The sequence below is a fragment of the Kordia sp. genome (assembly GCF_050633145.1).
Taxonomy (GTDB): Bacteria; Bacteroidota; Bacteroidia; order Flavobacteriales; family Flavobacteriaceae; genus Kordia.
Window position 1 is genome coordinate 195,572 of record NZ_JBOEFY010000040.1, and the last position, 25,905, is coordinate 221,476.

Annotated in this window: 9 protein-coding genes; 1 reads left to right on the forward strand and 8 read right to left on the reverse strand. The window is 34.2% G+C overall.

Annotation, left to right across the window (positions count from 1 at the left end):
• The 7 genes from ACRBBL_RS18795 to ACRBBL_RS18825 all read right to left on the reverse strand — a co-directional run bounded on the left by ACRBBL_RS18795 (position 1) and on the right by ACRBBL_RS18825 (position 23,298).
• Positions 1–4,410, reverse strand: a complete 4,410-nt coding sequence (locus ACRBBL_RS18795) for an SDR family NAD(P)-dependent oxidoreductase (RefSeq protein WP_431370625.1) — start codon at positions 4,408–4,410, stop codon at positions 1–3.
• Positions 4,411–4,499: 89 nt separating this feature from the next.
• Positions 4,500–11,069, reverse strand: coding sequence for an amino acid adenylation domain-containing protein (locus tag ACRBBL_RS18800; RefSeq protein WP_431370626.1), 6,570 nt, complete (start codon positions 11,067–11,069; stop codon positions 4,500–4,502).
• A 28-nt stretch (positions 11,070–11,097) separates the two neighbouring features.
• The gene (locus ACRBBL_RS18805) at positions 11,098–12,696 is read right to left on the reverse strand and encodes an MBL fold metallo-hydrolase (RefSeq protein WP_431370627.1); all 1,599 of its coding nucleotides are present in this window, start codon (positions 12,694–12,696) and stop codon (positions 11,098–11,100) included.
• A gap of 132 nt (positions 12,697–12,828) precedes the next feature.
• Positions 12,829–16,143 (reverse strand): amino acid adenylation domain-containing protein, encoded by a 3,315-nt coding sequence (locus tag ACRBBL_RS18810; protein ID WP_431370628.1) that lies wholly within the window; start codon positions 16,141–16,143, stop codon positions 12,829–12,831.
• Between the two features lie 44 nt (positions 16,144–16,187).
• Positions 16,188–21,758, reverse strand: coding sequence for an amino acid adenylation domain-containing protein (locus ACRBBL_RS18815; RefSeq protein ID WP_431370629.1), 5,571 nt, complete (start codon positions 21,756–21,758; stop codon positions 16,188–16,190).
• Positions 21,759–21,770: 12 nt separating this feature from the next.
• Complete coding sequence (locus ACRBBL_RS18820) at positions 21,771–22,298, reverse strand: UpxY family transcription antiterminator (protein ID WP_431370630.1); 528 nt, start codon at positions 22,296–22,298, stop codon at positions 21,771–21,773.
• A gap of 313 nt (positions 22,299–22,611) precedes the next feature.
• Positions 22,612–23,298, reverse strand: a complete 687-nt coding sequence (locus tag ACRBBL_RS18825; RefSeq protein ID WP_431370631.1) for a hypothetical protein — start codon at positions 23,296–23,298, stop codon at positions 22,612–22,614.
• Between the two features lie 767 nt (positions 23,299–24,065).
• On the opposite strand from ACRBBL_RS18825, the gene ACRBBL_RS18830 reads away from it, so the two are divergent.
• Positions 24,066–24,824 (forward strand): response regulator transcription factor, encoded by a 759-nt coding sequence (locus ACRBBL_RS18830; protein ID WP_431370632.1) that lies wholly within the window; start codon positions 24,066–24,068, stop codon positions 24,822–24,824.
• On the opposite strand, the gene ACRBBL_RS18835 is transcribed toward ACRBBL_RS18830, so the two are convergent.
• Positions 24,821–25,576: a ThiF family adenylyltransferase gene (locus ACRBBL_RS18835; protein ID WP_431370633.1), complete on the reverse strand. Its 756-nt coding sequence runs from the start codon at positions 25,574–25,576 to the stop codon at positions 24,821–24,823. The genes ACRBBL_RS18830 and ACRBBL_RS18835 overlap by 4 nt on opposite strands.
• Between the last annotated feature and the right edge of the window lie 329 nt (positions 25,577–25,905).

Genomic DNA, 25,905 nt, shown 5'->3' on the forward strand with positions numbered 1-25,905 from the left:
TTATATTTTAATTACGTTGGTTCTTTTTTCGTTTTCTGTACTAGGTGCACTTATTTGAAGTGTAATGTCTATTTCACCTGATAATTCTTGTATGCTTGGTTTGGCAAAAAAGTCGAGCAGACTTATTTCAATTTTATAGTGTTTTTGAATTCTCTTAATGAGCGTCATTGCTTTTAAGGAATCTCCTCCAAGTTCAAAGAAATTCTCAGTGACACTTATTTGATCGTATCCGAAGAAATTCTCCCATATTTTTGCTAAACTTTTTTCTGTGTCAGTTTGCGGTGCTTCATAATTTGCTTTTCGCGATGTGACTTTGCCTTCCGAATTGTTTTCTTCCTCAGTGGCTGCTGGTTGATTTTGAGCTTCAATTACAGCATTCGGATTTTTCATTGATACTACACATTGTTTTAAGAATTTGTAGTGTAATGTTTGCTCAAAGACATCAACTATTTGATAGTCTTCCATAGCACCTTTTCCGAGTCCATCAAGATTTACCGCAAGCCAGTTTTTCTGTTCTTGTACAAAGGCATCAATAAATCGGTTGGCTGTTGCATATGCTCCGTACGATAATCCGCCTAAGACAGAAGCCAAACTCGATGCTACCCAAACAAAGTCTACTGATTTGTTTTCAAAGGCTTTTGCAAGATTGATGGTTCCTTGAATTTTTGGATCAAATTGTGCCTGAACACTTTCTTCATCAATGTTTTCAATGAATTTGAATGTTTGCTTATCAATGTTTCCTGCAGCGTGAATTATACCCGAAATTGTTCCTACTTCTGCTTCTATTGCAGCAATAGTCTCCATCATTTTTTCACCATCTGTTAGGTTTAATGGATAGTAGTAAACTGTTTCACTTTCGTTTTTGAGTTCTTTTAAAATGCTTACTTTTTTTGCTTCAGCAGTATCTTTACTGGTATCGAACGTATCCCAAAGTGTTGCTTCTGGTAATTTTTGTCGTCCTGTGAGTACAACTTTTGCATTGTAATTTTTTAAGAGGTGCAATGCGAGCGTTCTTCCCAAAAAGCCAAGTCCGCCAGTAATTAAATATACTTTTTCGGCTTCAATTGTTGTTTTTGGTTTTTCAACTACTTGAAGATTTTCATAGAAATCTACCCAACGTTGATTGTTTCTGTAAGCAACATTGCTACTTGTATTGTAATTGAGTTCATCACAAATTACACGCAAATCATCAGGATGCGTTTCATCAATAACAATATCAATTGTTTGTGTAAAAATAGTGGCGCTTTCTTGTGCAAGTATATTTCCTATTGTTGCTACCGTAGTTGCTAGGATGTTTTGTTGCTCAGTGCCCAAAATATCATTTCCAAAGTTGGTTATGATTGTTAGTTTCTTTTTTACATCTGTTTTATAGTTAGCTAGCGCTTTACAAATATTTAGTAATGGCAAAAATGCTTCTGTAATGTCTTCTTGCGTATCTCCTTCAAAACTCCAATTGTATACGATGTGTCCACATGAAATGTTTTGAACAGCTAAAGTGTTAAAGAGTTGCATGTAATCTGCTTCCTCTTCTTGTAAGATTCCGAATTGTAATTTTTCGAAGTTCTCAAATCGTTTTCCTCTAAATACTTCAAAAACACGTTGTTTTTCTTCAATTAGATTGTTTTTAAGTACACGTGATAGCGCGTTTTTCTCAGAGAATAATACAACTCCATCTTGTATGTCAAATTTTGTTTCTTTCGCTAAGACTGATTTTTTCCAGTTTCGGTGATAGAACCAATTTTCAAAAGGTTGTACTGCTTTTTCAGAAAGTCCTTTTAGGAAAATATCTGAGAAAGGATCTACTGTAAAGTCTAATGCATAGTAATCAAATTGATACGTTGGTACTGATACTTTGCAACGTGTTTCGTTTTCGTAGTAACGTTCCCAATCAATTTGCACTCCGTTTGCCCAAAGCAATCCGATTGCTTTTGTGAGTGCGAATGTATCTTTTTGTTGTTCTTTTATATGACGTACTAAACCAACGGTAACATTTTCTCTTGTTTCTGGGTTTTGCTTACAGAAAGAACGCATTGATTTTCCTGGTCCAACCTCCACAAATACAGTTTCGTTTGTTGCTTGAATGGCTGCTAGTCCTTCCGAAAATTTAACTGTTTGTCTTAAATGACTTGACCAATATGTTGGCGAAGTAGCTTCTTCCGCTGTAATTTCTTTTCCTGTTAAGTTCGAAATGAACGGAATGCTTGGTGCTTGTAAGTTTATTTTTTGTAATTCACTTTCAAATGTTTCTAACATACTTTCCATCATATATGAATGGAATGCATGTGATGTTTTTAATACTGAGAAAGGAATTTCGCGATCTTCTAATATTTCTTTAAAGATGTTGATGTGATTGTCATCTCCAGAAACAACACAAGTGCTATTAGTGTTGATGGCTGCTACATCAATTCCATCTGTGAGTAATGATTTAATTTCTTCTACAGAAACGCCAAGTGCTAGCATCGTTCCTGCTTCCACTTCATTCATTAACTCAGCTCTTTTTACTAAAATTTTCAATCCATCTTCAAAAGAAAATACACCTGCAATACAAGCTGCTGCATATTCTCCTAAGCTGTGCCCAATCATTTTACTTGGCTGCACTCCAATGTGCATTAAGTATTTTGCTAGTGCATATTCTATTAAGAATAAAATTGGTTGAGTATATTTTGTATCGTTGATTAAATCACGATTGCTTGTTTCTGTATATCCAATAATTTCTTTGTAATCTTCTCCAGTTAATTTTTGAAGTGTTTCAAATCCGTTATCAATAATTTCTTTTATAAATGTTTCTTTTTCGTATACATCTTTCAGCATTTCTATATACTGATTTCCTTGTCCTGGAAACATGAAAACCACATTTGGATTTTCGATTGCAAATTGAATTTCATTTGCTTCATGAGCTATTGTTCCGGCAACGGTATCAGACAGTACGAATGATCTGTTTGTGAATTCTTTTCTCCCTGTTGCTAGTGTATATGCTACATCTGCTGCATTGTCTTTTGTATTTTGTACAAATGCTTTGAATTCATTTTGATAGTTTTCCAACGCCGTTTCACTTTTTGCCGACATTGGATATAGTTGGAATGACTTTTCTGAATTAGAAGTCATTTCTGGTTGAAATTCTTCTATAACAGCATGTGCGTTTGTTCCTCCAATTCCAAAACTACTTACACCAGCACGTAATGGCTGATCTTCGGCACGTTTCCAATTGGTAAGCGCTGTATTTACTTTGAATGGTCCTGCGTCAAAATCAATTAAAGGATTTGGTGTTGTAAAGTGTAAAGAAGCTGGAATTTGCTTGTTTTTTAAGGCTAATGAAGCTTTCATTAATCCTGCAACTCCTGCCGCAACATCTAAGTGTCCTAGGTTTGATTTTAAAGAACCAATAGCACAGGTATGATTTGTATCATTTTCAAAGGCTTGATTTAGTGCCGAAATTTCTATCGGATCTCCTAAACGTGTTGCAGTTCCGTGTGCTTCTATGTATGAGATAGAATCGTGCGGAACGTTTCCAAATTTTTGTGCTAGTTTGATACAGTTAGCTTGTCCATCAACACTAGGTGCTGTGTATCCTGCTTTTTCTTTTCCATCGTTGTTAGTTGCTGTACCACGAATTACGGCATATACATGATCTTTGTCACGAATGGCATCTTCCATACGTTTTAAGACTACGACTGCGCCTCCATTTCCTTTGATACATCCAGAAGATTGTTCGTCAAATGTACGACAGTGTCCATCTTTTGCCACAATCATTCCTTCTTCGTATAAGTATCCAGTATTGGTATCGGTTACTAAACTTACACCACCAGCTAATGCTACCGAACATTCTCTTAGTAATAAACTTCTACATGCAATGTGTGTAGAAACCAATGAGCTAGAACATGCTGTTGCTGTATGATAACTAGGTCCTTTTAAGTTTAAACTGTATGAAATTAAAGAACTGATAAAATCTTTGTTACGCAATTGCGATAGAAAAAATGGATTTACCGCATCTGAAGCAGAAGTTGCTGAGTGCGCTAACCAGTTTGTATGTTCTGAAGCTGATAGAAAAGAACCGACTTTACCTGTGTAGGTATCTGGGTTACATCCTGCATCTTCTAAAGCTGTCCAAACAAGTTCGTGCATTAAACGCGTTTGTGGATCCATTGCATTTGCTTCATGCTTTGTGTATCCGAAAAATGCATAATCAAAACTTTCTGCTTTGTCCACAATAGATTGTACTGGAACATAATCTGGATTGTTTAGTGTTCCTTTGTCAATACCTTTTGCAATGAGTTCTTCTTCATCAAAACGATGTAAAAGTTCTTTTCCTTGCACAAGATTTTCCCAGAATTCACGAACATCTTTCGAGCCGTGAAATCTACCTGCAAATCCAACAATGGCGATATCTTTTTTTCTGATTTCTTTTTTCATGAGAATGTATGCTGTTAATACAATCCCTGTCGTATGTGTTTCAATGCGACAGGGATTATTTTAGTTTTATTAAATGTGTGTGTTTCGTCTTATAGTAAATCTATAAGTTCATCTACTGCTTCCGATAGGTTTTCTTCTTCTTTTGCTACAACTTGCGTTGTTTGTTTTGCATTGTCCAAACTGTCTACAAAGCTTTTGATGTTTGGATATTGAAACATTGCAACTGGCTTTACAGTTAAGTTGTATTTTGTGTTGAAGAATTCTAAGATTCTTAGCAGTTTCATGGAATTGATTCCTAAGTCAAAGAAGTTATCTGCTATTCCAATGGTGTCTAGTTCTCTACTTAGTTCGTCTGCAATTAGCATGACTAAAGTCGATTGCATTTCATTGGTTGGCGCTTCGTATACAGTTGTTACTTGTAAGCTGTTTCCGTTTGGATCTGGTAACGCTTTTCTGTTTACTTTCCCGTTAACGGTTAATGGCATTGCATCTAGTTGAACAAATGCTTCTGGTAACATGTATAATGGAAGACTTGCTGCCAAATGTGTTCGTACATCCGAAATGTTTTCTTCTGTGTTTGACACAACATACGCTACTAATTGTTTTTCTTGTTTAGCATCTGTGTATACATTGACAACTGCTTCTTGGATACTGTCTTTTCGTAATAATTGATTTTCAACAGCTCCAAGTTCTATACGATTTCCTCTTATTTTGACTTGATTGTCTTTTCTTCCAATGAATTCAATAGTTCCGTTTGGCAACCAGCGAACTAAATCGCCCGTTTTGTAAACGTTTCCTTCCGCTTTAAATGGATTTTTGATAAATTTTTCTGCGGTAAGCAATGTTTTGTTTACATATCCTTTTGCAACTTGAATTCCTCCAATTAACAATTCTCCCACAACACCAACTGGTTGTAAATTCATGTTGTTATTTACAACATATAATTGTGTGTTTGCTACTGGTTTTCCGATACTAACACCAACTTCCGCAGTGTTTACGTCTGTTAGGTTTATAGATGTTACATCAATAGCAGCTTCTGTAGGTCCGTAATAGTTAAACAGTTCTACATTTGGAAGCAGTGCTTTTGTTTTTTCTGCCGTTGGCGATGATAGAGCTTCTCCACTACATACTATGTATTGTAAGTTTTCTAATTTTTCAGCCTTCGCTACATCTATGAAGATGTTTAACATGGATGGAACAAAGTGTACTAATGATACGTTTTGTTCTTGAATTGTATTTTGTAAATACGCTGGATCCATGTGTCCGCCTGGACGTGCAATTACTAAGCTACTACCAGTAATGAATGGCATTGTTAATTCCCACACAGAAACATCGAATACATACGGAGTTTTGTGTAATAGGACTGAGTTTTCATTGACATTAAGCTCATCACGCATCCAAAATACACGGTTCATTAATCCTGCATGTGCATTTAATACGCCTTTTGGATTTCCTGTAGTTCCAGATGTGTAAATACAGTATGCTAATGTGTTTCCTGTAACACAAATGTCTAATGGTTCTTTGCTATACACATCGTACGCAAAGCTGTCCATATCAACTTTTTCTACATTTTTAAAAGATATTTTGCTACTAGCTGCATTTGTAAATACAAAGTTTGCCTGCGTATCGTTTAAGATATAGTCAATTCTGTTTTGTGGATATTCTGGATCAATTGGCACATACGCATTTCCTGATTTTAAGATTGCCCATATTCCGATTAGCATTTCAAAAGAACGATCGACACATATTGGAATGAGTTTGTTTTCTAATGATAAGGTTCTGATATAATTTGCTAATCGCGTTGATTTTTCATCCAGTTCTTTGTATGTCAATGCATATCCATCAAATATTATTGCTGGTTTATCAGGGTTTTTCTGTGCTTGTTTTGTAAATAAGTCTACTACATTTTCCCATCTTGGGTAGTCAACATTTGTTTCATTGAAAGCTGCTAACTGTTCAGTATCTTCTTCAAGTAAATAGTTAAATTCTCCTATTGGTAAACTTGGTGTTGCAGTTACCTCAGCAAGCATTTGAGTAAAATGCGTTGCAAATTGTGCTATTAATTCTTGTTCGTATACGTCTGTATTGAATGTTACATGCATTTCAATTGTATCGGCACGTTCTTCCAACGTAAGTGATACATCAAATTTTGCTCTAGTAACTCCTAAGTCTTGAATTATAGCTGCATTTTCCTGTGAATCAACATTTTCTTGTTTGATATCGCCAATATTTTGAACGATCAACATGATGTCAAAAATGGCGTTTCTCGATGTATCAATTGTACTTTCTAAGTCTTCCACTAAACGATCAAAAGGATACATTTGATTGTCTAAATCGGTTATTGTATCCGTTTTAACTCTGTTGTAAAATGTTGAGAAATCTTCTTCCGAAGCTATTGAGTTTCTTAATGCTAATGTGTTTACATAGAATCCGATTTGATTTTGTAAATCTGCATGATTTCTTCCAGCTACAGGTGTTCCAATCGTAATATCTTTTTCACCTGTGTATCTGTGAATCATTGCGTTAAATCCTGCCAAAGCAAACGTAAATAAACTTCCTCCATTTTCTTTGATGAAGTTACGAATAGCCGTTGTGGTAGTTGCATTGATCTTTGTTTTTAGCGTTCTACCATTGTACGTTTTTATTTGCGGACGTTGCTTTTGTGATGGTAAATCAATTGAAGGAATGGTTCCTTGCAATTTGTTTTTCCAGTATTTTCTTTCTTTTGAATAAGCCTCGTTTGTGATTTGGTCTAAATTCCAAGCTGCATAGTCTTTGTACTGAATTTTTAAGGCTTCTTGCGATATTGCCAATCCTCCTATTAAAGTATTGTAATAACTGTTTACATCTTTCATTAATACTTCCATTGACCAACCATCACTAATGATATGATGCATATTGCAATAGAATACATATTTTGAATTGGATACTTGCAATAAGCTTGCACGCATTAATGGTCCATTTTCTAAATTGAAAGGCTCATACGCGTCTTGTGTCATGTATGCTTTTACAGCTTCTTCTTGATTTTCGTTTGTTCTGAAATCTACTGAGTTGATGTTGAAGTTGATTTCGTTTGAAGGTAAAATCCATTGTTTTACTTCACCTGTGTTATCTTTTTTGAAGATGGTGCGCAATATTTCATGGCGATCTATTGCAGTAAAGATTGCTTTTTTGAATGTTGCTACATCTTCAATCTCTAATTCCATAGAGAAAGGAATGTTGTATGCTACCGAAGCGCCATCAAATCTACTTAATACCCATAATCTGCGTTGTGCATCTGAGATTTCATAACATTCAGCTTCAGCTATAGCTGGAATACTTGTAAATGCTTCTTCTCTACCGTTTTCAATTAGTTTTGCATGTCCTTCTAAAGTTGTGTTTTCAAATAATTGCTTTAAGCTGATACGCACTTGAAATTCACGTTCGTACACACTTATTAATGAGGTTGCTTTTAAACTTTGTCCTCCTAATAAGAAGAAATCATCTTCTACACTTATTTGGTCTACTTTTAGACTTTGTGCCCAAATTTCTGAGATTCTTTTTTCAACTTCATTTCTTGGTGCTACATATTCTTTTTCGTCAGTTACCTTGTCTACACCAAGTGTTCGTAAGGTTTTCTTATCTACTTTACCATTTACTGTTAATGGAATTGAATCGACTTGGATGAAGTGGTTTGGCACCATGTATTCCGGCAAACTTTTGAGTAAGTACTGACGTAATTCTGAGATCCTTTGCGTTTTGGTCGCGACGATGTAAGCTGCCAATAATTTTTCATCTTCTGATTCATTTATTAATAATACTACTTCTTCTATATCTTCTTTTGCTTCTAGCTTTGCACTGATTTCTCCTAATTCAATTCGGTGACCTCTTATTTTTACCTGATCGTCTTTACGGCCTTGAAATTCAATGGTTCCATTTGGTAATAAGATTCCTAAGTCTCCTGTTTTGTAGAGTCTTTCTCCTGTTCTGAAAGGATTTTCAATGAATTTTTCCGCAGTTAGTTCCTCTCTGTTTAAATACCCATCTGCTAAACCTAATCCACCAATACAAATTTCTCCAATGATTCCTGGCGCGACTAAGTTGTCGTTTTCATCCAATACATACATTTGCGCATTTGGAATTGGAAATCCAATTGGAATGATGCCATCTGTACTATTTTCTGAAGTCATTTTGTATGCAGAACTACATACACTTGTTTCCGTTGGTCCATAAGCATTGAAAAAGATACCTCCGTTTGCTAAAAACTTTTTTACTTGTTCTAATACTGGTGGCTCTCCTGCTGTGATGAGTACTTTTAAACTTTTTAATTTGTCCGTATCCATAAATTTGAAATACGATGGTGGCAACGTAGCCGATTCAATCGCATTTTCTTCTATGAATGCTGTTAAAAATTCAGGTGTTTTACGCTCTCTTTCATCAGCGATGTACAAACTTGAACCTGCAAGCAACGCATTAAACGTTTCAAACGCAGATGCATCAAATGAAAAGGAAGCAAATTGTAAGCTTTTTTTACATTCGCCATAGTACATTGAGTTGATACATGCCAATGCCGTATTTACAATTCCTTTGTGCGGAACTAATACTCCTTTTGGTTTTCCTGTAGATCCTGATGTGTAAATGATATACGCGCCGTCTGTTGGTTGTACATCAATGTTTAAAGCTTCTGTACTGAATGTTTCTGCTTCAAATTCTACATCAACAGAAAATACGGTTCCATCAAAGAAATCTAAATCAAACATGTAATTCGTACTACTGATGAGTAACGAAATGTTTGAGTCAGACATCATGTAGTCTTTGCGATCTTCTGGATATGTTGGATCAATTGGTACATACGCCGCGCCAGCTTTTAAGATTCCCATCATGGAAACCAATACCATTTCGCTTCTGTCTAAGTGAATTCCAACAAAATCACCTTTTTTCACATCATATTCTTCTACTAAACAACGTGCTAATTGATTGGAAACTTCATCTAATTCTTTATAGGTAAGCGTTGTATTGTTGAATACAACTGCTGGTACATCTGGCTTACTTTCTACTTGCTTGTTGAATTCGCTTAGTAAAGTTGCATTGCTATCATAGTCTAAAGTAATTGCATTGAAATCATAGATTAGTTGTTGTTGCTCTGCATCATTTAAGTAGTGTAATTCATCAATTGGCGTATTCGGATTGTCTAAAATATTTGCGATTAATTGCTTGAAATGCTTCATGAACATTTTAAACGTTTCCGCATCATATAGGTCTGAATTGTAATTGATTTTGAATGAAATAACATCTCCTACTTGCTGAAAGTGGAATTCGATATCATTTTTACTTACGACTCCTGTTCTTTCTGTAATTTCGTCTAAACAAGTAGTTGTATCTACTCCACGAATAGTTTCATGTAATGTAAGTGAGATATCAAATATTGGCGTTCTGCTCATATCATACGGAACGTTTAAGTCTTCTACTAAACGATCAAACGGATATGATTTGTACTTGAAACTTTCGTATACATTTTCTTTTACATCATTGTAGAAAGTAGCGAACTCGTTTCCAGTTTCTATTTGGTTACGCAATACAATGCTGTTTACGTAGAAACCAATTTGATTTTGCAAATCTGGATGATCTCTTCCCACTATTGGCGAACCAATGATGATGTCTTTTTTGTTGGTGTATTTGTGTAATAATATATTCAACGTAGAAAGGATTCCTATAAATAGACTTCCTTGCGATTTTTGGTTGAACGTATTTAATTGTTGAGCTATATCTGCCGAAAGGTAGGTTTGTAAGCTGTTTCCGTTATTGGTTTTATACTTTGGGCGTTGCTTTTGCTTTGGTAAATCTAGCAATGTTAATTCGCCTCCTAACTTTTCTGTCCAGTATGTTTTGTCTTTTGAATCTACGCCTTTTTCTTGCTTTGCTTCTCTCCAGGCACTGTAATCTTTGTAATGAACTCTTAGTTCTGGTAGTGTTGGTGCTGTGTTAGTTGTAAAGCTTGTATAATAGTGCATTACATCATTTGCCAATACATTTAACGACCAACCATCACTAATTATGTGATGCATGTTGTAGTAAAAGATGTATTTGTTGGCTGCTATTTGAAAGATGCTTGCACGAATTAATGGTCCGTTAGCTAAATCGAATGGCTTGTATGTATCGTCTTCAATGATTTGTTTTGCAACAGCTTCAGGATTGCTTTCGTTTTGCAATTCGTATTGATTTACTTTAAATCCTAAAGTTTCACGATCTAAAATCCACTGTTTTACTTCTCCGTTTTCGTCTTCTTTGAATACGGTACGTAAGATTTCGTGACGATCAATAGTTGCATCGATTGCTTGTTTGAACACGTTAATGTCATATTCACCATCTAAAGGCATTTGCAATGGCATGTTGTATGCTACTGAAGATGACTCTAACTGACAGATAATCCACATTCGCTTTTGCGCATCAGATAAACGATAGTTGTTTGCTTCTTTTAGAGCGGGAATTTGCTCAACCTCATCAGTCCCATCAATTCCTTTTAAGTAAGATATAATATCAGACTTGTTGGTTTTGATTAGATTGATTTGATCTGGAGTCAATTTGTTATTGTATGATACAACTTCAATATTATCTCCATTTAGCACTAATTTTACTTGCTCTTTTTTAAGCTTACGAAGTATTTCTTTTATATTTTCCATGGTGTTTATCTGATGCGAATTGCGTTTTTTAATATTCAATAGTTTTCTCTCCGAATAGTCGCTCTGCGTCAATTCCGCGACTGCGACATTCGTCTACCAATTTGTTTGATTCTACAATTGGTTTTGATTCATCTGTGTATTTTATTGAGCTAATAAATACGAGCCATGGTTCTAATCCCATAGCGTATACGAAGACATTTTTAGGATTAAAAATATCTACTAAGGCTTCTCCTTGTTTGTAGTCGCAACCAGCTAGTCGGCGCGATTGATCCATTTCTCTAGGTAATTTTTCAAACATTAATGGTCCGTATAACCAGCTTAGTGGAGCACCATCACATTCCATTCCTAAGAATAAAATATCTATGTCTCCAACGACATCGTGAATGCGCTGGTATACTTTTGGTTCTACATTACAAGAATCTGCTGCAAATAGTACTTTGAACTCGTTGTGAAGTTCTACGTGAAAACATAGTTTTGAACGAATGTCAATGTCTGAATGCTCTCCTATAAATGGCAATCCAGTAATGGTACAACGATCTAACTTGATCGTTTCCATATCGTCTAATTCAATTACATTATCAAAACCGATAGCATTGAACATTAACTTTAATGATGGATCTTGAATGTCTCCTTTTCCACAAGATGGTACTACAATGTTTTTAATGCTGTGACGTAGTTGCATTAAGGTTTCTAACAATACGTGATCTTGGTGATTGTGTGTTATTAATACATAATCAATTTCTTCTGGTAAGTCATTGATTGTATAACGATTTACATCAGTTTCATAACCATCATAACTAATTACAGGGTCTACTAATATTGAAGTTTCACTTGTTTCTACTAATACACAAGCGTGTCCGAAATAACGTGTTCGTACACCGTCTCCAGTATATCTTTCATATTTTTTTGGTGCTTCTGTTGTAAAGAATGATTTGAAAAGTTCTTGCTGTTCTGGTTTTACAGCCAATTTTTGCATGATATCTGTAATGTTGCCAGGTATTCTTTTCATTTTGAATAATTCATCAATCAATTCATTGTTGAATCGTAAGTCTAAATGAATTAGGTTTTCATCGTCCAAACGTGGTGTACTTAATACAAATGAACGCGCATCATCAGCTTCTACCAATTGTAAAGTGATTGTTTGCGTTGATTCGTCATAAAATTTACTGTTGTAAAGTAATGATTCAAAAAATCGGAAGTTTGGTCGGTTGTTTAAGTCATAATACAATTCTACCATTCCTTGTAATGATTCTGGAACATCTTTGTATAATGGATCTAATGTGTATCCGATTGCATTTTTTTGCAACATTGAATTTAGCTCATGAATTGATTCATATAATTCAAGCATGTTTTGACGTTTGTCAAGTGTATCTTCATATAAATCTTTGATTTCATTAACTCTTCCTCCTTCATAATCAATAAAAGGTCCACCTAGCATTTCTGGTCTTTTTACAGCTGCAGCATGCGTTTTAGGACTTTTTATATATGATTGCATAATTTTTAAATGTCTTTCTTTGATGTTCATCGCTGCTGTTGCAGGTGAAACCAAGTGTGACCATGCGTACCATCTGTCGATAAGTGCTTCTAAAGCAACATTTAACTTTAAGTAATGATTTTGTTGTTCCATAAGATTTCTTATTACATAAATTAGTAACCTATCGATATGGAGTACCGATAGGTTATTGTTTTTAATTTGTTTTGTGAATAATGTATAGTGTGCGCAGTATTTTTTGAGTTTTATTGCGCAGAAGGTGTTGTGTTATATGGTCATTCTGTCTGAGACCAATTCTTCTTGTACGGCTTGTCTTTGCCAAGATTTATCTTCTATTTCTTCTGCCAATTTTCCAATGGTTGGCTCTAAAAATAAATCGGTTAATTCAACTTGTACATTGAGTTGTTTTTGTATTTCTGAGATAATTTTAATTGCTAGTAAACTGTGTCCTCCTAAATCGAAAAAGTTATGGTGAATTCCAATTGTATCTCTTTCAAAAGCAGTTTCCCATATTGTGGTAAGCGTACGTTCTAGTTCGTTTCTTGGTGCTTCATACGGAGTATCTTCTACAGCTTCTTGCGGTTGTATTTTTTGCAATGCTTTGCGATCAATTTTTCCACTAGCATTTAACGGCAATTTTTCCAGTTGTACATAATGCGATGGCAACATGTATTGCGGCAATATGGTGCGTAAAAAGTCTCTTAACTCACTTGCTGTTACTACTTCTGAAGCAATTACATATGCGATTAATTGCTTTTGCGTTCCTACTACATTGAGTAATACTGCTACATTTTCTACTGAAGTGAAACGTCTAATAGCACTTTCAATTTCTCCTAATTCAATTCGATATCCATTCCATTTAATTTGATCGTCTTTTCTACCTAATAATTCAATATTTCCGTTGTCAATCCAGCGGGCAACATCTCCTGTTTTGTATAAACGTTCGTTTTCTTTGTATGGATGCGGAATAAATTTTTCTGCAGTGAGTTCTTCTCTGTTTAAGTATCCTTGCGCTACGCCATCACCACTAATACAAAGTTCTCCTGTTAGCCATTTTGGTTGTACTTGTAAATGATCTGACAGAATGAATACTTCTTCGTTTGCTAATGGTTTTCCTACGTGTAAAGAATCGGCTTCATGAATAGATGAAACTGTACTCCATATGGTAGTTTCTGTTGGTCCGTAGACATTTAGTACTTGAATTCCTTTGTACTTGTTTTTGTTTTCGAATACACTTTTAGAGAACGGCTCGCCTCCGATTAAAATAGTTTTTAATGTTGGAAAGTTTCTTTTGCTAATTTGATCAGCTATTAAGCTAAAACGTGATGGTGTTAGTTGTAACACTTCAATTGCTTCTGTTTCTAGTTTTTCTAAGAATAATTCCGAAGACATTAATTCGTCATAAGAGAAGAGGACGAGCGTTCTTCCGCTGCAAAGCGCTCCAAAAATTTCTAATACAGATATGTCAAATACTACATTGGTTGTTGCGGCAACTCTATTGCTTCCGCCAAATCCTAAAGTGGTTTCTGCGTTGGCTAAGAATGATGTTACATTTTGATGTGATAACATTACTCCTTTTGGTTTTCCGGTTGAACCTGAAGTGTAAATTACATAACATGTATCTGATGGTTGTACGGTTGGTTTTTGTACGGTTGGTTCGTTTTTATAATTTTTAAATTTTTCTATTACTGTTTCATCGATCATTAAAGCACAATTGCTGTTTGATATGATATACTCTTTTCGATCTTGAGGAAAATTTGGATCGACGGGAACATAAGGGGTTCCCGTCTTTAAAATAGCGAGTAATGATATTGGTAACCATTCATCTCTTTCTAACTGAATCCCTATGCGATCTCCAGTTTTTACATTGTATTCGGCAAGCAAGAAAGTTGCCAAACGATCGGATATTTCATCTACTTCCTGATACGTATAGCGAACGTCTCCAGCTACTAGCGCAATTCCACGTGATTCATTTTTAACCATATTTTGAAAGAGTGAAACTAACGTTTGTGATTGGTCGTAAGCTGTATCAGTTGTATTGAATCCTTTCGTCAATTCTTGCTTTTCGTCAGATGTGAGATAATCAATCGCATAGAGCGGTACCTTGTCATCTGCTATTCCATTTTTAATGAATTGATCCAAATGTTGAATTAAATTTTGTATAAATTCTTCCGTATAGATGTCTGTATTATATTCTAATGTTAATTGTAAATTTTCGCTCGTTTCCACGAATGAAAATGTGATGTCGAACTGACTGTATTTTTTTTCTTTTTTATACGGTGTGAGTTCAATATTACCTGCCATTTCCACCGTGTTACTGATGACAGATTTTTGATTTTGTAGAATGACCATTACATCAAACAATGCTGATCTTGATAATTCCATTTTCATGTCGAGCTCCGCAACCAATTCATCAAAAGGATACGATTGGTGTTTATATGCCTCAACTAATGTTTCTTTTTGTGTGTTTACTAAGTTTTTGAAACCTTCAGCTCCATTGAACGTAGTACGAATTGGCAAGCTATTGATGAATAATCCAATTTGATTTTCTACATCTGGATGCTCTCTTCCTGCAACTGTAGTTCCTAATACAATGTCTGAAGCATTGGTATATCTGTAAAAGACACCGTTGATTACCGCCATTAACGCCATAAACGTTGTAATTCCTTGTTCTTTACAGTAAGCTTGTACATTTTCGTACAATTCTGTTGAAAACTGATGACTTAGTGTTGCGCCATTGTATGTTTTTATGGTAGGACGCTTTTTTACAGTTGGAATTTCTAATGTTGGTACAGTTTCAAAACGTTCTAACCAGTAGTCTTTTGAAGCTACTAGTTTTTCTTGTTGTTTGTCTTCTTGTAACCAAACTGCATAATCTTTGTATTGTATTGCTGTGTTTTCAGTATTGATTGCTTCTCCATTTACCAATGCGTTATACATTGCTACTAGTTCTTTAGAAATTAATTCTAACGACCAACCATCACCAATAATGTGATGTAAGTTGAATAGTATTAAGAAGTTTTCTGCACCAGTTTTTACTACTTGTAGTTTGAATAAAGGTGCTTTTGATAAATCGAATGTATGTTGATAATGTGCCGATATTAATTCGGCTTTACCTGTTGGTTGCGCACTAATATCGTGAACTTCAACAGTTGTGTTCATTGCTTCTACTGAAGCTATATATTGTCGTAACTCACCTGCTTCAGTTTGTTTGAAGTAGGTACGTAAGCTTTCATATTTTGCAACTAATGACTGAAATGCTTTTGAGAAAAGTTCTGTATTGAAATTTCCTGTAAGCTCCAATTCATTGGTAATGTTGTAGGCTTGATTTCCTCCATCAAAGTTGCTCATAATCCATAAACGCTTTTGTGCTGGCGTTACTGGATAGCTTTCTTGTTCGACTGCTTTTGGAATGTTTTTATTAGATGTGAGTAAATTGATTAAATAGTCTTTATTACTTTTAATCTGCTCTAAAAGATCAGTTGTCAATGCACCTTTTGGTGCATTGACTTTTAACTGACCGTTAACCACATTTAATTTAACATTATGAAAATTTAAGGTATGTAAGAGTGTTTTTTTCAACGCTTTAGTTTTTAATGAGTTCGTGATTTTTTTCGATCTCCGTTTTACAGGATGAATTCGTCTTGGTCTACATCTTGGTTGATGATGTCAATGTGTTTTTGCTGTATTGAGAATTCAATGAGTTCAGCTAAAGCACTTACTGTCAACGTATCATACAAGTATTCAATGGTTAAGAATGTTTCAAAGAATCGGTTTATTTTGTTTACAAGAATTACGGCTTGTAAACTGTTTCCTCCTAGTTCAAAGAAGTTGTCTTGTACTCCAATACTGCTTCCTGCAATTTGTAATGTTTCTGACCAGAATGTCACTAATTGCTTTTCTACATCGCTTGTTGGCGCTATATATTCTGTTTGTTTTACATCTGCGGCATCTAATGCAGGCAATGCTTTTCTGTCAATTTTCCCTGTACGTGTACGTGGAAATTCGTCCATACTCACAAATACTGATGGCATCATGTATGCTGGCAAGTGTTCTTTTAGAATTTGATAGATTTCATCGTTTGAAATTTCAGTTTCTTTTTGAATGTATGCTGCAATGTGTAAGTTTGCGTTCAATTCTTTTAGTACAACTACCGATTTTGTAATGGCTGAAATTCTTTCTAATTGGAATTCAATTTCTGCCAATTCAATTCGTAGTCCGTTGAGTTTTACTTGCGTATCCTTTCTTTCTAAGAATTCAATTTCTCCAGTAGGCAGCATGCGTCCAATATCTCCCGAACGATACATGCGTTTTCCATCGGTGTCGTTGATGAATACTTTGTTTGTAAGGTCTTCTCTATTCAAATATCCTAATGATAAGTAATCACTTTTAAAGGTAATTTCACCTTTTTCATACATTCCGAGCACTTGGTTTTCTTCATCTAATAAGAATACTTCTGTTTCTGTTACCGAAGTTCCAAGTGGCACATTGTTGGTGAATATTTCCGTTTTGTGCGAAATGAATTTTTGTGAAACTATGGTTGCTTCTGTTGGTCCGTAATCGTTTACCAAGAATGCGTGTTTTGGAAAATGATTTTTGAATAATGTAATGTCTGATTTGTGACATGCTTCTCCTCCAAGATCAATCAATCGTACAGTAGATAATACTCTTTCACCTAGTGATCTCATGAAGTATCTGTACACCGTTGGCACCATGTGAATGATAGACACGTTTTGTACTTGTAACCAGTTGGCCAACTTGTCTAATCCTTTTTCCGCCACAGCGAACATACTTACCGTTGCACCGTTTAAAATAGCGCCATAAATATCTTTTACAGAAGCATCAAATGTATAGGTTGAGAATACACTTAAGTTGTCATTTTCTGAGATTCGCACATTGTTTGTGTACACACGAATGTAGTGTAATACGTTTCTATGATTTTGAATCACACCTTTTGGCTTCCCTGTAGATCCTGAAGTGTACAAGATGTATGCTTCGTATAATGGATTTATTTCTATGTTTAAGTTTGGTGTGTTTGATAACTTTTCAAAATCTCTGTACTTAATTACTTTTAAGTTTGGAACTTGCTTTTGTAATTCCAATGCTTTTTCACGTGTGTTTCTATCACAGATTAATACATCGCATTCTGCATCATTTACAATAAACTCTATTCTGTTTACTGGATTGTTTGCATCAATTGGCACATACGCGTTTCCTGATTTTAATGCCGCTAACATTCCTGTTACACAAGTTTCATTATGACTTAGTAATAATGCTACTCTTGTGGAATTGCCTGTGTTGTTTTCTACAATTATATTGGCTAACGCATTTGCATTGCTGTTTAATTGTTTGTAGGTAATGTTTCGTCCGTTTGCATGTACTGCAATATTGTTTGGATATGTTTTAACCTGGCTTTCAAAACGTGATACAATAGTTTGTAATATGTCTTCATCTCTAAATTCTACAAAGTCATTTGTTGGTCTTGCTTCTGCTTCTGTTTCAATATAGTTTTCAAATACTGAAATTTCGTTGATGTTCATTGCAGTATTTTCTACTACTTGTGTGATAATGCTTGTGTATGCTTCCATCCAACGTGCTATTGTTTCTTGTGAAAACATTTCGTTGTTGTATACACAGTTCATTACAAATCCGTTTGCAAAACTTTTTAAGTAGCACTCAAAGTCAAACTTTGGTGGCGTATGTAATAATCCGCTTTTTGGCGAAAAGTCTTCTATTGTAGCATTGCTATTCGCTTCAAAGTCTAACATGTTTAAGAATATTGGACTAATTGGGAAACGATCGCGATCTTTTGATGCGTTTACATCTTCTAATACATATTCAAACGGATAGTTTTGATTGCTTAATGCATCTGTTAATGTGTTGTTTACTTCTAGTAAAAATTCTTCAAAAGAAGCTTCTTTTCGTATCGTATCTCTCAACATCAACGTGTTTAAGAAACAACCAATCATATCTTTTAATTGATAGTGATTTCTGTTGGCTGCTGGAATTCCTACTACTACATCTTCAGTTGCTGTTAACCTGTTGATTAATACTTTTAAAGAAGCTGCAAATATTGAGAATGCGCTTACTTTATATTGAGAGGTTAATTGCTTGATTTTCCCTTGCATTGTAGCATCTAAATGAACCGTATAGAATGCTGATGCAGTTTCAGGCGTTTTTGCTTTCGGAGCATAATCCGTTGGTAATTGGATGTATGGAATGTCTCCTGAAAGTTTTTCTTCCCAATATTGTTTTTGTGCTTTTAATTCTGGGCTTTCTAATAATTGGTTTTGCCAGTTTGCATAATCTTTATAGTGAACCGTTAACGGTGCTAAGTTTGGTGCTTTTCCGTTGATTAATGCATCGTAAATGTCCATTAATTCTTTTGAGACAATTTCTAACGACCATCCATCACCAATAATGTGGTGCATGTTAAAGAATAAATACATTCCTGTAGCATCTTTAGCAACTGCAATTTCGTACAATGGTTGCTCGTCAAGACTAAATGCATGATCGAAGATATCTTCTCTGATCGTAGCTACATCTTCCACTTCATAGTAAGGTACGATTACTGGTGCAAATTTTCGGATTTTCTGCTTTGGCAATCCGTTTTCTTCAATGAAAACCGTTCTTAATATTTCATGACGATCTCTAAAAATGTTGAATGCTTCTTCGAACATTGAGTGATTTAAATCGTCTTGCATTTTGAATGCATTGTAAATGTTGAATTCTTTCGATTTCCCCTGGATCTTCTGTAACAACCAAAAACGTGTTTGCGATGGCGATAAATCGTACGCTGCTGCTTCTGGTGCTGCTGCAATATTTTCAAACGTTTCGTCTAATAATGATTGCGATAAGCTTTCTACCGTAGGGTTTGTGTAAAAGATTTTGAATGGAATTCGCTTGTCCATTTCCTTGTGCACACGATTAATCATTTGAGAAATCATTAAACTGTGCCCTCCTAATTCAAAGAAATGATCTTTTATTCCAATTTCTTCAATTCCTAAAATGTCTTCCCAAATACGAACTAATGTTTCTTCCGTTTCGTTTGTTGGTGCTACAAAGTTTTCTTTTACTACTGTAGAAGCGTCAATTTCTGGTAACGCTTTTCTGTCCAACTTCCCATTTGGTGTCAGTGGAATTTTAGGCAACGCTATAAAATAACTAGGAACCATGTAACCCGGCAATTTTGAGGTTAGCGTTGCTCTTAAATCCGCTTTATCTATATTTTCTGTAGCTGTGTAATATCCAACTAAAACTTCTTCATTTAAGTGTGTTTTTACGATCGTTACTACTTGCTGAATAGCTTCTGATGAACGTTGAATAGCTGTTTCTATTTCTTCTAATTCAATTCTGAATCCTCTTAGTTTTACCTGGTGATCTTTTCTTCCTAAGAAAGCAATGTTTCCATCAGCCATCCATTTTGCTTGATCTCCTGTGTCATACATACGCTCTGATGTATTGAAAGGATTTTGAATGTATTTTTCGTTTGTCAATTCAGTTCTACCTAAATATCCTTTTGTAACACCTAACCCCGAAAGGTATAAACGACCTTCTACTCCAACTGGAACTAGTTGATAGTTTTCATCTAAGATGTATGCTTGTGTATTTAATAAAGGCTTTCCAACTGGAATTGTACTGTAATCATTTCCTTCAGATAATTGATAGTATGTACTATACGTAGTATCTTCCGACGGACCGTATAGGTTACGAACTTCTGCGTTGGTAGTTTCTAATAATGTATTTGCAATGTCTACTGGAAACGGTTCTCCCGCAAGGTTAATCGCAACAACATTGTCTAAGCTACATTCTTTCGCCAATAAATTACGCATGCTTGAAGGCACTGTATTGATCAAAATGTTTTGATCTTCTTCTACATATTGTGCAATTTCTAAGGCGTTTTGCATTACACGAATGTGTTTTCCTGTTGATAATGTATAGAAAAACTCATACACTGAAAGGTCAAAACAATGTGATGTAACCGCATAGGTAATGTCGTGGTTAGTGTTTTTAAATTCTTGAAATGCCCAGTATATCATTGCCACAGCATTCCTATGCGTAATCATCACTCCTTTTGGATTTCCTGTCGTTCCTGATGTGTATATAATGTATGCTAAATCGTCAGCATCTTTTACTACATCAAGATTTGTATCAGCATAAGCCGCTGTATTATTGTTGAAGTACGCTAAGTTTTCATCGATAACGAGTCGGCAATTACTATCTTTCTCGATGTACTCAATGCGTTCTTGTGGATAATTTTTGTCAATTGGCACATATGCTGCACCAGTTTTTAATACTGCAATAAGAGAAATAACTAGTTTTTCATCTCTTTCCAGCTTTACACCAATAAAATCTGTTGTATTGATGTTATAGTTTTCTATTAAAAAACGAGCTAATCTATTGGCTTCTCTGTTTACTTCTTCATACGTAAACCTTCTATCTCCAAATACGATTGCTGTATTTTGTGGTGTTTTTTCAACTTGTCTTTCAAAAAGATCAATAATTGTCTCGTTTAACGGAAAGTTGAAATCTGTATTATTGAATTCATTTAAAATTAACGCTTCTTCAGCTTCAGATACTACAGCAATTAAGTCCGTTCTTTGTGCAATATTTGTTTCTAAATTTATCAACCACGATCTTACATTACGCACAAAGTGGTTTGCTATAGTATCTTTTGTAAAGTTTTCTGAGAATGAAACTCCAATGGTAAATCCATTGCTTCCTTTCTCAACGTTCAACATAAATGGCAGGTTAAAGTTTGTTACGCCATAGTTGAACCCAAAAGCTGAATAATTTTTAAATGCATTTCTTAATTCGAAGTCTTCTCCAAATTTTGTGTATTTATATACTTCTTGAATTTCTGATTTTGTTTCTTGTAACAAGGCTTTGAATTCTTTCCCCTTTAATTCAGGCTGTTGGAATAACAATGGCATATTGTTTTGTCCAAGCTTTGTAGAAAAGATAAAGTCAGAAGTTTCAAAATATCTGTCTATTAATGCGCTGTAAATAGCAAATAATATTGTGTATTCTGCTATTTGATTTTGAGCGGTTATTTTAAGGAAGTAAGCAAGTTCTTCATTTGTGATGAACAAACGTTCTGTAGTTTTAGGTACAAATGTTTCTTCGGCAACAGGCGAACTGTTTTTTACTTTTTGTGTCCAGTAATCTGCGGTAAGTTTATTTTCTATGTTTTTCATGGTTGTAAATTTTTATGCGGTTAATGCTTTTTCTTCTAAATAAAATGATGGAATAGTTGCAACTAAGTTTTGTTTTAAAGATTCGATACGTACTAAGATTTTACTATTTGTATCAGCGCGAAGTACTTCACACTCTAATCCTTTTAAGGCTCCACAAATAATTCTTCTTTTCTCTCCTTTGTTAGGTAAATGCTCCTTAGTGGTAAGGTCTAAGATTTCATCGTCTCCAACTAAAAGTTTGATTTGTTCAATTTCGTGATCTTTAACTACTGCATATTCTCTTCCAAATTGTATGTAAGCTACAGCTCCATTTACAGATAATGCTTTGTGAAAGTCCATAGGCGACTTAACGTGTACAAATACATACGATTTGAATAAAGGCTCTAAAAGAATCTTTTTGCGATCGCTCCAAGCTCTTTCTTTTTTTACTAATGGTAAGAAGGCTTCAACACCTGCTTCCTGAATACGATCGTAAACTTTCTTTTCCCAACGATAGTTAACGTAAAGTACATGCCATTTAGATTTTGATGTAGTTTTCATAAGTAGTGGTTTTTGAATATAGCTTCGCTTCCCTCAGTCACATGAAGCTTCTTTGTTAAAAATTTATGTTTTTTGAATTCCTAAGTCTAAAACCGACTTTTATAGGTCTTCTAGCAATTTTTTTGAATTCCTTTGTCTATATTGACTTAGTAAGGTCTTCGGGTATTCTTTTTGGATTCCTTAATCTATATTGACTTATTAAGTCCTCCTGGTAATCTTTTTAGAAGTCCTAAGTCTAAACTGACTATATAATGGTCTTCTGGTATTCTTTCTAATTACAATGTAAAAATACAAGCTACTGTGCTTGTTGCTGCTACACTAAAGAGTAGTTGTAGCTAATATTTTCTGAAACTACACTTTCTTGTAGTTCAGGAACTAAGCTGTTAGATGCCAATGTTTCTTCAGAAACTAACCCTTTGTTTTTATTATAGAATTCAATCAATCCATCATACGTAAAAGCAACTGGGATTGTTTCAGAACCTAAGTACTCAATAGATTCTCCAATAACTGATGCTTTGATACCTAAAAGGCGTAATACGCGTAACAATTTGCTATCTATTTCAGCAAAAGCAATATTTCCTTTTTGCGCACAAACTGGTGCAATGGCACAAACCATTAATTTTTTAAATAAGTTTACGTCTTTTGATTCTTTTTGGATGGCAAATCTTCCGATGTGATAGATTTCGTTAACATCATAATTCGTTATGGCAAGTAACGGATTGATTCCGAAAATTTTCTGAATTGGCAATACATCAGAATAATTCCATTTTAACACTCTAATAGCACCTGTAATATCATCAGTATCATTTTTTACTACAAAAATTTCTGAGTTTTCAGCGTACTTAATTTCTTCGTCGCAAATTGAGTTAATATCATCCTCATAATTTTGTGGCAAAACATTATTTGAGTGATGTTTAAAGTTTTCAGTTACGATAAATTTTGCTAGGTCTAAGATTTGTCCTTTTCCTAAATTTTCTGGGTAGTTTCTTTCAAGATTCATGGTTAAATATTTGATTCAAAACTATCCCTAAGAGCACCCGAATTCGTTACACAAAAGTGTAGTAACTAGCGTATTACCTAAAAACCACCCTTTAGGGTAGGTTTGAAAAAAACTTGAAATCCTACCCTTTTGTGTAGGCTTTTAGAAGCAGAAAAAAGGCATAAAAAAAAGTGCGCATTTGCGCACTTTTGTAATTGTTATTTTCTAAAAAATTATTGTTTTTTAACCTGAAGCCAGGTATTATAAGGAGTGAAGAAATTATGCTTTATAAAATGTTTAATTGGTCATGTTAATAGCAATGACTATATTTGTTTTGATACAGAATTTCATTCTGTAAGAAAAATAACAAACTCCTCCATATTGTTTTTTCTTTACATCATTGAAAAGTTGTGATTGTAGCCATGAAAAAGATCACATCTATGTATCATTTTTCACGTAAAACATATAAATCTTACTAAATTTTGTAGTATTGACATTTATAGTATATGATGAAAAAAGAATTTTATGATATTTAACCAATATTCGTAGCTCGTATTAATGGTTAATTAGTAATGTATAATTAATATTAAAAAATTGAATAAATAAAGTAACCTAAAAAAAACCAGAATAAAATAATTATAGATTTCCCAAATAAATAAGGGATTGGGAATTGTTCTATAAAGTATGTTTATCATATAATTAGTTGTATGATAAATAAGCGTGTTTACTTCGTCCTAACCAAGCGAAAAATAGCGTTGTATACTTTTTAGTACATTAAATATTTTACTATGAACGATGTTAATGATTTTTTTTCTTTTAGGAATACTGTAAATAATATTTCTAATAATGATCAGCAGAAAACTGCTAACTACTTAGAGCCAGTCATGGCTTTTGCCAGAACCACTTACAAAAGTATCTACATTATTGATTACCAACAAAAAGGATTTGAATATGTTTCCGACAATCCACTATTTCTCTGTGGCCATTCAGCCAAAGAAGTGGAAGAAATGGGATATGCATTCTATTTTAAATATGTCATAGAGGAGGATTTGAATCTTTTGTTTAAAATTAATGAAGCTGGATTTGAGTTTTATGAACGAATTCCATTAGAGGATCGTAAAAATTATACAATCTCGTATGATTACCATCTTAAAAATCAAGAAGGCAAGACCATATTAATAAATCAAAAATTGACTCCCATGTTTTTAACCAACGAAGGTAAAATATGGAAAGCATTATGTATCATTTCATTGTCTGCCGAACAACAAGCAGGAAATATCACTATTTATAAAAAAGGTGATAACAAATTATTTAGATACGACTTAGATGGTAACTTTTGGAGAACTTCAGAACGAATAAAGTTAACCAATAGAGAAAAAGAAATTCTTTTATTCTCTACTAGAGGATATACTATTAACGAAATTGCCGAATCGATCTTCGTGTCTCCAGATACTGTGAAGTTTCACAGAAGAAAACTTTTTGACAAATTAGATGTTACAAATATATCTGAGGCAATTGCCTATGCTACCAATAATAAGTTGATTTAATTTAATATTGTCGATAAATAGAATTCAGGAAACTTTTTGTACTCTTTCCCTGTTGCAATATTGTATGCAATATGTGCACACATTGCTGCTACAGTCCAAGAAGCTACTGATAATTGCGGTGGAGGAAGTATTTCCGTTTCCGCTTTATATTTGGCAATAATTTCATCAATCCATACATGTGGTGTTCCCCAAAATTTCAAATAGTTAGACGCGTATTCAACCACATTTACTTCACTAAATGGACTTCCATCTGGTTTTTTAATACTATCTAACAATAAACCGTTTGGTGCAATTACAGTTACCAATCCTCCCCAACCTAAATTGTAAGGATGTAATACAGGTATATCATTTTCTTGACAAATTTTATCAAACACTAATGGAACATCTGTTGAAAAATCAAGTGCATTAATGGCAATTTTATGACCTTTTATATATTCTTCAACATTGTCAACTGTTAAAAATGTATTGTGAACTTTAATAGTTGCTTCAGAATTAATTGCTAATAATCTATTTTTAATAGCTTCTGTTTTATCAACGTCTATATCGTTTTCTGTGTAGTTTTGACGATTCAAATTTGATTTTTCTACATGATCTCCATCAATAATTGTAATGTTTTCAAATCCTAATCGTAATGCACATTCAGCAATAACACTTCCTATACCAGATCCACCTAAAACTATGGGGGTATTTTTAATGATTTCTTGCTCTTGTTCTGTTAAGTAGATTCTGTTTCTAGAGTATCTGTCGCTCATCTTGATGATTTTTGTTTCAAAGGTAATACCGTGCCGAATGTCTGTCACTACACAAAAGGGTAGCTTTTGTATTTTACCTAGTAATATTAGCAAAAAAATGAATAGAATTAAATGTAAATTCTCATTATTTTACAAGAAATTAGTCTTTTTCAAAAAATCGAAAAAATAAAGTAGGAAAAAACTCATTTTTATAAATATAACATTCTTTATTTTACGATAAACAAAGGGATTGTTATATTATTACAACTCTTCGACTAAGTAAAATTTTTGTAGGTTATTTTCTATTTTTAAGGCATTCTATTGACTAGAATGAGTCATTTTTATACCAA